The organism is Trinickia sp. NRRL B-1857, from assembly GCF_050470685.1.
GTDB lineage: Bacteria > Pseudomonadota > Gammaproteobacteria > Burkholderiales > Burkholderiaceae > Trinickia.
On sequence record NZ_JBFLUK010000001.1, the window covers coordinates 1,984,062 to 1,998,169 of the forward strand.

General features: G+C 65.5%; 12 protein-coding genes. All 12 read right to left on the bottom strand.

The features are described from left to right. Window positions 1-9 precede the first annotated feature (9 nt). The gene (locus AB1286_RS08785) at window positions 10-1,032 is read right to left on the bottom strand and encodes an ABC transporter permease (protein ID WP_430365018.1); all 1,023 of its coding nucleotides are present in this window, start codon (window positions 1,030-1,032) and stop codon (window positions 10-12) included. 31 nt (window positions 1,033-1,063) lie between these two features. Next, complete coding sequence (locus tag AB1286_RS08790) at window positions 1,064-2,599, bottom strand: sugar ABC transporter ATP-binding protein (RefSeq protein ID WP_430362908.1); 1,536 nt, start codon at window positions 2,597-2,599, stop codon at window positions 1,064-1,066. Window positions 2,600-2,669: 70 nt separating this feature from the next. Next, entirely contained in the window at window positions 2,670-3,674 is a 1,005-nt protein-coding gene (locus tag AB1286_RS08795; RefSeq protein WP_430362909.1) for an autoinducer 2 ABC transporter substrate-binding protein, read from the bottom strand. A gap of 101 nt (window positions 3,675-3,775) precedes the next feature. Continuing rightward, complete coding sequence (locus AB1286_RS08800; protein ID WP_430362910.1) at window positions 3,776-4,822, bottom strand: ABC transporter permease; 1,047 nt, start codon at window positions 4,820-4,822, stop codon at window positions 3,776-3,778. A gap of 111 nt (window positions 4,823-4,933) precedes the next feature. Further along, window positions 4,934-5,872: a ribokinase gene (gene rbsK, locus AB1286_RS08805; protein ID WP_430362911.1), complete on the bottom strand. Its 939-nt coding sequence runs from the start codon at window positions 5,870-5,872 to the stop codon at window positions 4,934-4,936. Continuing rightward, window positions 5,869-6,357, bottom strand: a complete 489-nt coding sequence (locus tag AB1286_RS08810) for an RbsD/FucU family protein (protein ID WP_430362912.1) — start codon at window positions 6,355-6,357, stop codon at window positions 5,869-5,871. The genes rbsK and AB1286_RS08810 overlap by 4 nt, the downstream gene beginning before the upstream one ends. A gap of 69 nt (window positions 6,358-6,426) precedes the next feature. After that, a complete protein-coding gene (locus AB1286_RS08815) occupies window positions 6,427-8,832 on the bottom strand; it encodes an aldehyde dehydrogenase family protein (RefSeq protein WP_430362913.1) in 2,406 nt (801 codons plus the stop codon). A gap of 10 nt (window positions 8,833-8,842) precedes the next feature. Continuing rightward, the gene (deoC, locus tag AB1286_RS08820; RefSeq protein ID WP_430362914.1) at window positions 8,843-9,847 is read right to left on the bottom strand and encodes a deoxyribose-phosphate aldolase; all 1,005 of its coding nucleotides are present in this window, start codon (window positions 9,845-9,847) and stop codon (window positions 8,843-8,845) included. A 153-nt stretch (window positions 9,848-10,000) separates the two neighbouring features. Next, the gene (locus tag AB1286_RS08825; RefSeq protein WP_430362915.1) at window positions 10,001-10,561 is read right to left on the bottom strand and encodes a phosphonate degradation HD-domain oxygenase; all 561 of its coding nucleotides are present in this window, start codon (window positions 10,559-10,561) and stop codon (window positions 10,001-10,003) included. 4 nt (window positions 10,562-10,565) lie between these two features. Then, window positions 10,566-12,029 carry a phosphonoacetaldehyde dehydrogenase gene (phnY, locus tag AB1286_RS08830; RefSeq protein ID WP_430362916.1) on the bottom strand — a complete coding sequence of 488 codons (1,464 nt, stop codon included), beginning with the start codon at window positions 12,027-12,029 and terminating at the stop codon, window positions 10,566-10,568. Beyond that, window positions 12,026-13,321: a phosphonoacetate hydrolase gene (gene phnA, locus AB1286_RS08835; protein ID WP_430362917.1), complete on the bottom strand. Its 1,296-nt coding sequence runs from the start codon at window positions 13,319-13,321 to the stop codon at window positions 12,026-12,028. The genes phnY and phnA overlap by 4 nt, the downstream gene beginning before the upstream one ends. After that, window positions 13,305-14,033 carry a phosphonate utilization associated transcriptional regulator gene (locus AB1286_RS08840; RefSeq protein ID WP_430362918.1) on the bottom strand — a complete coding sequence of 243 codons (729 nt, stop codon included), beginning with the start codon at window positions 14,031-14,033 and terminating at the stop codon, window positions 13,305-13,307. The genes phnA and AB1286_RS08840 overlap by 17 nt, the downstream gene beginning before the upstream one ends. Window positions 14,034-14,108: the final 75 nt, after the last annotated feature.

Here is a 14,108-nt window from a genome sequence, read left to right on the forward strand (position 1 = left end):
GCTTCGAAATCAGCCGCGCCGGCGTAAGGCGAACAGCACGCCCGCGACGAGAATGAAGGCGCCGACGATGACCTTCTGCCAGGTGCTCGGCACGCCGACGAGAATCAACGTGTTATCGACAAGCGTCACGAGTGCGACGCCGAGCAGCGTGCCCAGCACGGTACCGCTGCCGCCGGTGATACGTGCGCCGCCGAGGATCACGGCGGCAATCACGTCGAGTTCGGACCCCACGAGATCGAACGGATTCGCGAGCCGATTGTTCGACACGTGCAAGATGCCGGCGATGCCCGCGAGCATCCCCGTATAGCCGAAGACGAACAAGTGCACGGCGCGCACGTTGTACCCGAGCCGCTGCGCGATCGTGAGACTGCCCCCCATCGCATAGACCGCGCGTCCCATCATCGTCCGATTGAGCACCCACCAGGTTACGACGGCCGCCGCCGCCAACGCGAGCACCGAGACGGGCAAGACCGCATCGAGACCGTCGACCGTGCGATACGCGAGCAGCGGAATGCGGCCGAAGCGATCCATGCTGTGCGGGATGTTCATGAAAAACGTCGTGCCGACGAACGTCAGCAACAGACCGCGATAAAGGTATTGCGTCCCGATCGTGACGATCAGCGACGGCGCCTTGAGCCGATGCACGAGCAAGCCGTTGACGAGCCCGAGCACGACGCCACCCACGGCCCCCGTCAGCAAGATGAGCCCGAACGGCGCATCGGGCCACCACGCGAAGACGGCCTTCGTGATCGAATACATCGTCAACGCCGCGATCGCCGTAAACGACACGTCGATGCCGCCCGAAGCGAGCACCACGAGCGTCCCGAGCGCGAACAGCGACGTCGTCGTCGCCGAATGGAGCAGATCGAACAGCGTCGCCCATTGAAGAAAACGCGGATTGATCGCCGCGACCACAATGCACGAGATTACGATTAGGCCGCCGGGCAGCCATTCGGGGCGACGCACGAGCTTGGTGCGCCAATCGGCGGGCCGACGCCGGCCGGCGATATCGACGGAATCGGTTGAACTCATCGTCTGATTCATATGTGTCGCATCCTTCGATTCAAGCCGCCTGCGCGAGCAGCGCGCGATAGAGTTCGGCTTCCGTCAGGCCGTGCGCCGCGTATTCGCCGGTGACGCGCCCCTTGCTCATCATCAAGATCCGATCGCAGTTTTGCAGCAACTCGGGGAAGTCGTCGCTGATCAGCACGATCCCGATGCCGCGCTCGGACAGCGATTGCATGATGCGATAGATGATGTCTTTCGAGCCCACGTCGACACCGACCGTCGGGCCGTGCAGGATCAGCACGCGCGGATCGATCGCCAGCCACCGGCCGATCAGGACGCGCTGCTGGTTGCCGCCCGAGAGCGATTGCACGGGCTTGTCGATATCGGGCGTCGCGATCTGAAGATCCGTCACCGTTTGCTGCGCCAACAAGCGGGCCCGCTTGCGATCCAACCCGCCGAAGCGGTCGCGCAAGCTCGAGATCATCGCCGTAACGACGTTGTCGCGAATCGACTTGTCGAGAAAGAGCCCTTCGCTCAGGCGGTCCTCGGGGACATAGCCGATCCGATACCGCTTCGCATCGGCGGGCGTGGCCAGCGAGATCGGCATGCCGTCGAGCGCGATCGAACCCGCGTCGGCCGGCGCGACGCCGGCCAGCGCTCTTGCCAATTCGTTGCGCCCCGAGTCGAGCAAGCCGGTTACGCCCAGAATCTCGCCGCGGCGCAACGAGAACGACACGTCTCGGAACTGCCGAGCGCGACCGAGCCCGCGCACGGCCAGCACGATCTCCGCGGCCTCGGGTGCCTGCGACCGGTAACGCGCGTGCGCCAATTCTCGGCCCGTCATCAACTCGCTCAATTGGGCTTTCGTATATTCGGCGATCGGCCCTTGCGCGACCTTGCGGCCGTCGCGCAGCACGATCACTTCACCGCCGATCGCATAGCATTCGTCGAGCTTGTGGCTGACGAAGAGCACGGTCACGCCTTGTGCACGCAAGCTCGCCAGGACCGCAATGAGATTGGCCACTTCCTTTTGCGTGAGCGAAGTCGTCGGCTCGTCCATGATCACGAACTTCGCTTCGCTTGCGATCACGCGCGCGATCGCCACGAGTTGCCGCGTGGCCAACGGCAGCGTTTCGACGATCGTCGTTTGGAACTCGCTATCGAACGGCAAGCCGACCGACTCCAGCGCACGCGCGGCGCGCCGCGCCATTTCGCGTCGATCGAACGTGCGCGCGAGCCGCCCGCCGTGCTCGGCCAACTCCGACGTGAGCGCGACGTTTTCCGCCACGCTCATGTTCGGCAGAAGCGAGAGATCCTGATAGACGGTCTCGATACCGGCCGCCAGCGCCTCGAGCGGCGTGAGCCGCGCATGGCGCTCGCCTTGCACGACCAGCTCGCCCTCGTCGGGCGGCTGCGCGCCCGAAATGATCTTGATCAGCGTACTCTTGCCGCAGCCGTTTTCGCCGAGCAGGTGATAGATCTGGCCGCGCTCGAACGTCAACGTCACGCCGCGCAGCGCGTAGACGCCGGTAAAGCGCTTATGTACGTCGATCACTTGCAGCAAGGGATTCGAAACCGCTTCGTCGTTCATCTCGTTGCGTCCGCTCGCATCGATATCCGCCCTAGGACGCGAGCGGCAGGCCGCCCGCGTCTTCGGAACATCAGAAGTTGTACTGCTTGTAGTTCGACTTATCCACGCTGACCCAGCCTTGTCCGCGCACGATGACACCCTTGCCCGGGCCTTTCGTCACTGTCACTTTCTCGTAGCCGGGCAAGCCGAGATTCATCCCCGTCTGCACCGTCTTGCCGTCGAGCAGCATCTTCGCGATCTTGTTCATCGCCAAGCCGGCGAGTTTCGGATCCCAGAACGCGATGCCGTTGATCGCACCGCTTTCGAGGTACTTGCCCGCCTCGGTCGGCAGCCCGGTGCCGAACACGCAAACCTTGCCGACGAGACCGGCTTCCTCCACCGCGCGCCCGATGCCGAGCACGTCGAGCGAGGACGAACCTTGGAAGCCCTTGATGTCGGGATGCTTGCGCAGCACTTCCTTCGCTTGCTCATACGCGCGCTCGCCGTCGTTGTTCGTCTCGATGTTCGTCTCGACGAGCTGCATTTTCGGGAACTTCTTCTTCGCGTTGTCGATGCCGCCGTCGGCCCATTGCACTTGCGAACGGCTGCCGAGCGAGCCCACGAACGTCGCCCACTTGCCTTCGTCGTGCATGCAGCTTGCAAGGCGGTCGTTGAGCGCGGCGCCGTAGGCGCTGTTGTCGAACGCCTCGACGTCGACCATCGTGTTCTTCTCGTTGTCGGCCTCGTGCGTCACGACCTTGATGCCGCGATCCATCGCCTTCTTCAGCGCGGGTTCGAGCGTCGGCGGATCGTAGGGCACCACGGCGATCGCGCTGACCTTCTTCGCGATCAGGTCTTCGATGATGCGCAACTGCTGTGCGGCATCGGCCTGACCCGGTCCCGTCTGATAGGTCGTGACGCCGGGGTTGTCCTTCGCGAACTGCTTCACGCCCTCGTCCATCCGATTGAACCAGCTAATGCCCGTCACCTTCACCACCGTGACGATCGTTTCGTTCGTCGCCGCGTGCGCGGCGAACATCACGCCCGCGCCGAGCGCGCAAGCGGCGAGCGCGAGGCTCGTTCGTTTCAGCTTCATCTGCGTTGTCTCCTTCCTTTTTCCTCGACGCCCCTTGTTTGCGCTGACGGATACCCGAGGCCAGATGTCCGTCGACTGCCGAATCTAACTCGCGATGCTCCTCACCCGCCCGTCTCGCGCTTGGCGCCCGGCGCGGCCGCGGCGCGCCCGAAGCGCACGATCGAGCGCAGGTGATCGCCGTCGGCAAATGCCAACGAGACGAGCAGCAAGAAGCCCCACGTGCAATCGCCGAAGAACTGCGAAACGCCGAGCAAATTGAATAGACTCGAGAGCAATTGCAGGACCGTCGCGGCGAAAAACACGCAGACGATGCGACCGTACCCGCCCGCCGGATTCACGCCGCCCATGACGGCGATGAGGATGGCGATCAAAAGGTAGGAACTGCCGTAGTCCCATTTCGCGCTCAGCGTATGCGACACGCTGACGAGCCCGGCAAGCGAGGCGAGCAAACCGCACATCGTGTAGGTGGCGATCAGCATGCGCTCGCAGCCGATGCCGGCGTAGAACGCCGCGCGCGGATTGGTGCCCATCAAGTAAAGCCGCAACCCGAACGGCGTGCGCTTGAGAAGCCAGCCGAGAATGACCACCGCCGCGATAAAGATGCAAAACGAAATCGGCACTTGGAAAAATGCGCCGTTGCCGATGTCGGCAAGGGGCTCGACATAGTCGACATGCACGGAGGCGCCGTTACTTAACGCCACGGCGAAACCCGTGAATACCAGTTGCGTGCCGAGCGTGCTCAAAATCGGCGTGAGCCGCAGCCGCGCGATGACGAGACCGTTGATCAAGCCCCCGATCAAACCCATCGTCACGACGACGACGCAAAAGAGCGTCGTGTAAAGCACCGGCGAATCGTCGCCGCTGACCCACTTCGGCACGAGGAGGGCTGCGATCATCGCCGACAGGTTGGCGAGCCCCACCCCCGACAGATCGATGCCGCCGTTGCCCGAAAGCATCGACAACATGATGCCGAGCGCGAGCAAGCCGACTTCGGGCAGTTGCGATCCCATCGACTGGAGATTGTCGATGTCGACGAATTGGCCGTGCGATAGCCACACGGCCACGATCACGACGAGCACGTTGACGCTGAGCAGAAAGTTCAACTGTCTGTCGCCGAACCACTTGCCGATTTCGAACGAGCCTTTCATGGACGATGCCCTCTTCGCGATGCGTGATGCGTGATGCTCGATGCTTGACGCTCAGTGCGTGCTACCTGCTCCTCGATGCTCGACATCCGCGGGAGCCTACCGGGCGAGCCGCTATGCGGAGACGGCCGAGCCCGCGCCGAGCAAGGCGTTGACTTCGGCCAAGCTTGGCATCGACGGCGCCGTGCCGGCTCTTGTCACCGAGATGCCGGCGAGCGCGCAGCCGAAACGGACGGCATCAAGCGGTGCATCGCCGCGCGCGAGCGCAGCCGCGAATCCGCCGGTGAAGCCGTCGCCGGCGCCGGCTGTCTCCACGACGCTCCCGCAGCGATATGCCGGCACGAGCACCGACTGGGTACGCGAGTGCAGCAGCGCACCGGTCTCGCCCAGCGTGACGATGACCGCGCCCGCGCCTTTATCGAGGAGGATATTCGCGGCGCGGCGCGCGTCGTCGGCCGATGCGATCGCCACGCCCGTCAGCGCGGTCGCCTCGGTTTCGTTCGGCGTGACGTAGTCGCACAGCGGGAAGATGTCGTCGGGCAGCGGCAGGGCCGGCGCCGGATTGAGCACCGTTTGCACGCCGTGCTTGCGCGCGATTTCGAGCCCCCTGCGCGCCGCCGCCACGGGTTGCTCCAACTGCGTGACGAACACCTGGGCCGCGGCGATATCCGCTTCGATCGCTTCGGCATCTTGCGCGCCAAGCGTCCCCGCCGCGCCGGCCGCCACGATGATCGCGTTCGAACCCGTTTGCGCATCGACGAAGATGTGCGCCGCACCCGTCGCCATTCCATCGACGACCGTCGCGCGTGCGGCGATGCCTTCGGCCCGCCACGTTTCGCGCGCGATCGCCCCGAAGGCGTCGTCACCTAGACGCGTGCAAAACACGACCTGCGCGCCCGCGCGCGCCGCCGCCACGGCCTGGTTCGATCCCTTGCCGCCCGGCCCCATCGCGAACGCGGAGCCCGCGATCGTTTCGCCGATGACGGGCATGCGCTCGGCCCGAAATGCGAGGTCGGTGACGTAGATGCCGAGGATGACGACGCGCCCGCTCATTTGCCGCGCTCCGCGCGCTGCACTTCACTCGGGGCGTCGGGGGCAAGGATGACGCCCTTCGCAAACACGAAGCAGCCGTAGCCGCGCGTTTCGCCCGTTGCGATGACGCAATAGGCCTTGCGGGCGCGCGCATAGAACGCGTGTCGTTCGATCGGGGCGAACGGTACCGAGCGGCCCTCGGCGTGGTCGACCTCGGCTTGCGCCTCGCGTTGGACGTTGGGGATCGCGTGCGGATCGCCGACGACTTCCATGCGCATCGCCGGCGCCTGAACGAAGGTATCGAGCGGCAGCACCGAGAGCACGGCGCGCACCGCTTGCGCCGAATCGGCGCCGTCGATGCGCAAGAGCTTACCGAGCACGGTTGCACGGGCCACCGAATCGGCCGGAAAGTTGGCGTCGCAAATCACGACTTCGTCGCCGTGGCCCATCGCGCGTAGCGCATGGAGCACGTCCGCGTTCAGCAGCGGGTCGAGATGTTTCAGCACGTTGTCTCCTTTCTTTAATCGTTCGTTATTCGGCGCCGCGTTGCGCGCACCGCATGCGGGCGAGGCACGTCAGTCGCCGTACGGAATCCATATATTCTTAACTTGCGCGGCATGACGCAAGAAGGGCATTCCTTCAGCAGATCGATCGAACCAATCGAGGCGACGACCGTAATCGACGAACGTTCGCTTCAAATTGCCGATCGACTCGCTCTCGACGAGCGTCGAATGCCGCGCGAGGCCGAAGCACCACAGGGCGTCGACGTCGTCGTGCTTGGCCAGCGCCGGCAGCAACGTATCGCGTGCGCCGGTGACGATATTGAGCGTTCCCGCCGGAACGTCCGATGTTTCGACGACTTGATACAGATCCGTGGCCATCAACGGGCACGCCTCGCTCGGCAATGCCACCACGCGATTGCCGAGCGCGAGCGCCGGCCCGATCAGCGAGATCAGCGCAAGCAGCGGCGCTTCGTCGGGGCACGCGATCCCGACGACGCCCAGCGCTTCGGGCATCGCGAGCGCAACGCCACGCAGCGGCGGCGTATGAACGGCGCCGTCGTATTTGTCGGCCCATGCGGCGTACGTGAAGAGCCGAGCGATCGACGCGTCCACCTCGCGCTTGGCCGCCCCGGCATCGCATTGCGCGCGGCGCTCGAGCTGACCGGCAAATTCCTCGGCGCGCGCCGATAGGTTCTCGGCCAGGAAGTAAAGCACCTGGGCACGGGCATGCCCGCTCATCTGCGTCCACTTCGTCGCGGCGCGCGCCGCGGACACCGCATCGCGCACGTCCTTGCGATTGCCGTCCGCGATTTCGCCGACCAGCGCGCCGCTAGGCGCATGGACGGCGCGCGAATTGCCGCCGTCGGCACGCGTTTGCTTGCCGCCGATGAAAAGCTTCGCCGTCCGATCGACGAAAGCCGCGCCGGCAACACGATCGGCAAGCCGCTCGTCTGCCTCGGCACCGCGCGACTTTTCCGCCGAGGCCTCGCGCAGCGCGCCCTTGCCCCAGGCGGCGGGCTTCAGATATTCATAGGCGCCCTCGCGCCCGCCTTCTCGACCATAGCCCGATTCGCGATAGCCGCCGAAGCCGACGCTCGCATCGAACAAATTGGTCGCGTTGACCCAAACGACGCCGCAAGCGAGCTGCGGCGCGATATCGAGGGCACGCCCGATCGTCTCGCTCCATACGCTGGCGGCCAAGCCGTAGCGCGTGTTGTTGGCGAGCGCGACGGCCTCCTCCGGCGTGCGGAAACTCATCGCCGTCAGCACGGGCCCGAAGATCTCCTCCTGCGCGAGCGTGCAGGCCGGCGCGACGTTGGTGACGAGCGTCGGCGGGTAGTAGGAGCCGCCGGCGTTCGGCAACGCGACTTCGCTCGGTTGCCAGACGTCGCAGCCTTCACGGCGCCCCGTTTCCACGAGCGACTCGATCCGCGCGAGCTGCACGGGATCGACGATCGCGCCCATGTCGATCGTCTTGTCGAGGGAAGGTCCCACGCGCAGCGTCGCCATGCGACGCTTGAGCTTGGCGATGAAACGCGCCTCGATGCCCTCTTGCACGAGCAAGCGCGAGCCCGCGCAGCACACTTGCCCTTGGTTGAACCAGATCGCGTCGACGACGCCCTCGACGGCGCCGTCCAAATCGGCGTCCTCGAACACGATGAACGGCGACTTGCCGCCCAGCTCCAGCGTCAACGACTTGCCCGAGCCGGCCGTCACGGCACGAATCGAGCGCCCCACTTCGGTCGAGCCGGTGAACGCGATCTTTTGCACGTCCGGATGTTCGACGAGTGCGGCGCCCGTACGCCCGTCGCCGGTGACGACGTTGAGCACGCCGTCGGGTAGCCCGGCTTGGCTGGCCAGTTCGGCAAACAGCAGCGCCGTGAGCGGCGTGTACTCGGCCGGCTTGAGCACGACACAATTGCCGAGCGCGATCGCGGGCGCGACCTTCCACGCGAGCATCAGCAACGGAAAATTCCACGGCACGATCTGACCGATGACGCCGAGCGGCGCCCAACCGGCGAACTCCGTTTCCTGCAATTGCGCCCAGCCGGCGTGATGCAGGAAGTGCCGCGCGACGAGCGGCACGTCGAGGTCGCGCGTCTCGCGGATCGGCTTGCCGTTGTCGAGCGCCTCGAGCACCGCGAACAAACGGCTGTGCCGCAGCACCATGCGAGCGAGCGCATACAGATGCCGCGCGCGACCGGGGCCGCCCAAGGCGAGCCAAGCCGGCTGCGCCGCGCGGGCGGCAGCCACCGCCGCGTCGATATCGGCGGCGCCGCCTTGCGCGACTTGTGCCAGCGCCTCGCCGGTGGACGGCGCGTGCACCGCGAGGCGCTCGCCCGATGCGCTCGCGCGCCAGGCGCCGCCGATGAAATGGCCGAACGCGGCGTCGTGCCGCTCAAGCCAGGCGCGGGCAGGTTGATCGTCCTCGGGGGCCGGGGCGTAGTCCATCGTCTGAAAGTATTGCGCAACGCTCATCGCGGATCGCTCACGCTACGGGGTGACGGTTGAAAGCCGAATAGCGGCCGGTGACGTGATGCTCGAGCTGGCGCTCGATATCGGCGAGCAGGCTCGACGCGCCGATCCGAAAGAGCGACGGCTCGAGCCATTCGCGCCCCAGCTCTTCCTTCATCAGCACTTGATAGGCGAGCGCGGCCTTGGCGGTCGATACGCCGCCCGCGGGCTTGAAGCCGACGAGCGCACCCGTGCGCTCGCGGAACTCGCGAATCATCCGCACCATCACGAGCGAGACGTCGAGCGTGGCGTTCACGCTCTCCTTGCCCGTCGACGTCTTGATGAAATCCGCGCCGGCCATCATGCAGACCATCGAGGCCTTCGCGACGTTGACCAACGTGCGGATGTCGCCGGTGGCTAAGATCGCCTTCAGATGCGCGGCGCCGCAGGCGGCCCGGAATTCGCGCACTTCGTCGTAGAGCGCGCGCCAATTGCCGGTGAGGATGTGCTCGCGCGTGACGACGATGTCGATCTCCGCCGCACCGTCGGCCACCGATGCTTCGATCTCTTTGAGCTTGAGCGGATGCGGGTTCAGGCCGGCCGGAAATCCAGTCGAGACCGCCGCCACGGGAATGCCCGTCCCGGCCAGCGCGTCGGCGGCGGCCGCCACGAAGCGGTGATAGACGCAGACGGCGCCCGTCGCAATCGAATCGGGCGGCAGGCCCAGCGACTCGATCAAATCGGCGCGCACCGGACGGCGCGCCTTCGCGCAGAGGCGCCGGACACGCCCCTCGGTGTCGTCGCCGCTCAATGTGGTCAGATCGATGCAGGTGATCGCCTTGAGCAACCAAGCCGCCTGCGCATCCTTCTTGACGGAGCGGCGCGCGGCCAGCGTGGCAGTGCGCCGCTCGACGGCCGACGAGTTGACACGCAAGCCGTCGATCCAGGCAGCGTCGAACGGCACGCCGCGATTGCGCACGTCGTGCGCAAAAGCGAGACCGGGCGGGACGACGATCGAATGAGTTGAGGCGTCGGACATAGGCACGGGCGTTGTGCAACGCACAACATCCCCTGATGGGTTGTTTCCATCGATCCTATTCCGATGAAACGATCGTGACAATACGCCGTTACAATTTTATCTAATCGCCCGGGTGAGTCCCACGGCAGGCGGCGGCACCTCGATCACGCGGCCCTACCGATCTTGTTCGGTTTTCATCACCCGGCCCACAACATCGAGAAAGTGCGCGAGATCGGGCGTGCTTTTGACGGGGTCTTTCGCTGCGTCGTCCCATCGGCGCAGCAGCACGGCTTCCTCGGCAAACGGCTTCTCGATGAACGCTCGCGCCTGTTGCGCGTCGAACACGCCGCCTTGCAACGCGAGGCTGCGCACCGAATCCGCCGACAGCCGCGCGGCATATCCGCCATCGACCGCGCATAGATAGCGCTTCGCGTCGACATGCAGCCGGATCGGTTCAAGCACGCTATCCGGCAGCACGGGCCGCAGAAACGGCAAGACGAAGTATTGATGGCGATCGTCGATGCCGCGCTCGCTCGGCGTCTGCCCTTGCAGGTTCAGCAGATGCCCGAGATCGTGCAAGAACGCCGCGGCGACGAGCGTGCCGGGCGCGCCCGCTTCCTGCGCCAGCGCCGCGCTTTGCAGCGCATGCTGCAATTGGGTAACGGGTTCGCCGCTATAGGCAATCTCGCCGTGGCGTTCGAACAGAAAGCGAATATCGCCGAGACTCAATGCCATCGCGTCACTCCCAAGGCAGCGAAAACGTCTTCACGTTCGTGAAGCTTTTCATCGCTTCTTGCACGCCTTCCTTGTAGCCGAGGCCCGAATCCTTGATGCCGCCGAACGGCGTCAGCTCGATGCGATACCCGGGCACTTCCCATACGTTGACGGTGCCCACGTGCAATTCGTTGACGAAGCGCGCAATCCAATCCTGCCGGTTCGTGCAGAGCCCGGACGACAAGCCGAACGGCGTGCCGTTGCTCAAGGCGATCGCCTCGTCGATCGAGTCGAACGTCATGATGGGCGACACGGGGCCGAAGGTCTCCTCGCGCACGAGCGTCATAGACGGCACGACCCGATCGAGCACGGTCGGCGCATACGACGCGCCGTCGCGGCGATGGCCCGCGAGCAGGCGCGCGCCCGCTGCGATCGCTTCGTTCACGCGCGCCTCGAACGTGCAGGCCGCCTGCTCGTCGATGACGGTTCCCATACGGTTGGCCGCATCGAACGGATCGCCGTACGTCCAAGCCCGCGTCATCTGCACGACGCATTCGGTGAATGCATCGGCCACACGCCGATCCACGAGCATCCGTTTGACCGCCGTGCAACGCTGCCCCGAATTGCGATAGGAACCTTGCACGGCCAATTGCGCCGCACGTTCCACGTCGGCATCCTCGAGCACGATCAGCGGATCGTTGCCGCCCAATTCCAGCACCGTGCGCCGGTAGCCGGCCCGGCTCGCGATATATTTGCCGATCGCCACGCCGCCCGTGAACGTAACGAGCGAAACGAGCGGGTGCGAGATCAGCGTGTCGGCGATTTCGCGCGGATCGCCTGTGAGAACTTGTAGCATCGGCGCGGGCAGCCCCGCTTCATAAAGCAAGTCGGCCAGCCACAACGCCGAAAGCGGCACCTTCTCCGATGGCTTGAGTACCACGCGATTGTTCGTCGCGATCGCCGGCGCGACCTTATGCGCGACTTGGTTCATCGGATGGTTGAACGGTGTAATCGCGACGATCACGCCCGGCAGCGGCTCACGTTGCGTGAACACGCGGCGGCGCTTGCCGTGCGGCGTCAGATCGCAAGAAAAGCTTTGCCCGTCGTCGTGCAGCGCCTCGAGCGCGGCGAACTTGAACACGTCGGCAACGCGGCCGATCTCGTAGCGCGAATCTTCTTTCGACAGGCCCGATTCGAGCGAAATCAAATCGGACGCAGCCTCGGTGCGCTCGCGCAACAGGGCGGCCGCGCGCTCGAGGATCTGCGCTCGCTCGAAACGCGTGAGCGTCGGCCGGTAGGCAGCCGCATATTCGAACGCGGCGCCGACGTCCTCGACGCTCGCAAGCGGCACCGTCCCCACGCGCAGCCCGCTATACGGATCCAATACGTCGAACGTGCGCGCTCTTGCCGCGCGCTCGCCGCATAGGCGCAACGCTTCGGCGCGAAATGCATCGTGATCGTGGACCGCTGTGTCGAGCCGGGCGTTCATGCTTGCCTCGCGTGATTGAGGGCGATATCGAAGACGTCGAAATTGCGCAAGCGACGCCCGTCGAATAGCCGATCGATCTGCTCAACGCGCCGATTGAACGCGAGCGGCACCGTTTGCTCCGAGAGTCCGCCGTGCGAACGCAGCGGCACGGTGAGCCCCGAAAGGTCGTGGGCGGCGCGGCGCGAGCCGATCGTCACATCGCGACGCGAGACGACGACGATATCGCCGATGCGTTCGGGCATCAGTTCGAAACGCTCGCTCGCTTGCGCGTTGCCGATCGCCAACTCGATCCCGTCGAGGGCGCCGATGCGCGCGATCGCAGGTTCGATATCGGCAGGCTCGCTCAGATAAACCGTAGCGAACGAGCCGAGCGCGCCGTGATGGACGACATACGGATCGGTGATCGGCAACACGACGCGCGAGCGCGACGCGCCGAGCCAGCCGTCCAGTTCGTCCTGCAAGTAGACGACATTGGGCTCGCCCGTCTTCGGATCGTGCTTCGCATTCATGCCGTGATCGGCCGTCAGCCCGATCGTCCAGCCCAGTGCGTCGAGCCGCGCCAGATAGCCGTCCATCATCGCGTAGAACGCATTGGCGCCTTCGCTGCCCGGTGCGCATTTGTGCTGCACGTAGTCGGTGGTCGATAGGTACATGAGGTCCACCTCGCCGCGCTCGGCCAAGCGCACGCCGGCGGCGAACACGAACTCGGAGAGCCCGGCGCTGTAGACATCGGGCACCGGTAATCCGGTGAGTCCGCAGGCATCGTCGATCCCGTTTTCGGCCAGCGTGGTGCGGTCGGCCTTCTCGGCGGAGAAGCAGATGCCCTCCAATTGCCAACCGAGCAGACGCCGCAGCTTGTCCTTGGCCGTCACGACGGCCACGCGGGCGCCGGCTTGCGCTGCTGCGGCGAGCAGCGTGCCGGCGCGCAAATAGGCCGGATCGTTCATCATGACTTCGGCGCCCTCGCCATCGTTCGCGCGCGGATCCCAGAAGTAGTTGCCGCAGATGCCATGAATCGAAGGCGGCACGCCGCAGACGATCGAAAGATTGTTGGGGTTCGTGAACGAGGGCATCACGCAATCGGCGCGCATGGCCGTGGCGGCGTCGCCGGCGAGCAAGCGCGCGATGAACGGCGCCGCGCCCGAGGCCGCGGCGGCCTCGAGATAGTCGAACTCGCAACCGTCGACACAGACGACGGCCACCGGCCGCGCGGCGAGCCCTCGCAAGTCGTACGCGCGCCCGTTCACGTGGATGATGGCGCCGTCATCCGGCCGTTCATTTGCCTGCTGCATTGCGTTCCTCGTTTTCAAAGTATTCGTCGCCGCGTCGAGCCACGCGCCCGACAGCCGTTTGTCTCGCACGCGCCAATCCGCCTTCCACATGCGCATGCATCGCCGCCGCCGCGGCCTCGCCGTCGCGCGCCGCCAGCGCCGCGACGATCTCGCGGTGCTCGGCCAAAGAGCGTTGCGCCGCGTCGTCCGTCACCGCCAACGCCGCCCGGCGAAACAAGTTGAGTTCGCCGACCAAGCGCCGATACGTCTCCGCGAGCTTCGCATTGCCGACCTGCGCGACGATCGCGTCATGAAACGCGATGTTTTCTCGCGCATAGGCACCGCGATCCGCCGCCGCGAGTGCCGCCTGCATCCGCTCGAGCGACGCCGAAAGCACCGCGATTCCGGCAGCGCTTATGCGCTGCGCGAGCATCCGGCACGCGGCCTCCTCCAGCACGGCCCGCACGGTGTAGATCTCCGCCGCTTCCGTAAGCGTGACCGTCCGCACGAACACGCCGCGATTCTTGTGCGTTTGCACGAGCCCGATTTGCTCGAGTGCCCGAAACGCTTCCCGCACCGGGCCGCGCGACACCTTCAGACGTCCGGCCCAATACGCCTCGTTCAGCTTCTCGCCCGGCGCAAGGCGCCCCTCGACGATTTCCCGCTCGAGCGCATCGCGAACGAGCGCCGTCAACGAATGGCGCCGCACTACCTCGATCGAATTCAGCTCCATATTAATCATCAATTCGCCACATTTTGCCACATTTGCGGACGTGCGTCGTGGCTCGTAGCCAGACGCGTTCAATGG

Bases quoted from the DNA above. Each gene is read 5' to 3' on its own strand.
- AB1286_RS08825 (WP_430362915.1), bottom strand. From the start codon at position 10,561: ATGGCATTGAGTCTCGGCGATATTCGCTTTCTGTTCGAACGCCACGGC.
- AB1286_RS08790 (WP_430362908.1), bottom strand. From the start codon at position 2,599: ATGAACGACGAAGCGGTTTCGAATCCCTTGCTGCAAGTGATCGACGTA.
- rbsK (WP_430362911.1), bottom strand. From the start codon at position 5,872: ATGAGCGGGCGCGTCGTCATCCTCGGCATCTACGTCACCGACCTCGCA.
- deoC (WP_430362914.1), bottom strand. From the start codon at position 9,847: ATGTCCGACGCCTCAACTCATTCGATCGTCGTCCCGCCCGGTCTCGCT.
- phnA (WP_430362917.1), bottom strand. From the start codon at position 13,321: ATGCAGCAGGCAAATGAACGGCCGGATGACGGCGCCATCATCCACGTG.
- AB1286_RS08840 (WP_430362918.1), bottom strand. From the start codon at position 14,033: ATGGAGCTGAATTCGATCGAGGTAGTGCGGCGCCATTCGTTGACGGCG.
- AB1286_RS08795 (WP_430362909.1), bottom strand. From the start codon at position 3,674: ATGAAGCTGAAACGAACGAGCCTCGCGCTCGCCGCTTGCGCGCTCGGC.
- AB1286_RS08785 (WP_430365018.1), bottom strand. From the start codon at position 1,032: ATGAGTTCAACCGATTCCGTCGATATCGCCGGCCGGCGTCGGCCCGCC.
- AB1286_RS08800 (WP_430362910.1), bottom strand. From the start codon at position 4,822: ATGAAAGGCTCGTTCGAAATCGGCAAGTGGTTCGGCGACAGACAGTTG.
- AB1286_RS08815 (WP_430362913.1), bottom strand. From the start codon at position 8,832: ATGAGCGTTGCGCAATACTTTCAGACGATGGACTACGCCCCGGCCCCC.
- phnY (WP_430362916.1), bottom strand. From the start codon at position 12,029: ATGAACGCCCGGCTCGACACAGCGGTCCACGATCACGATGCATTTCGC.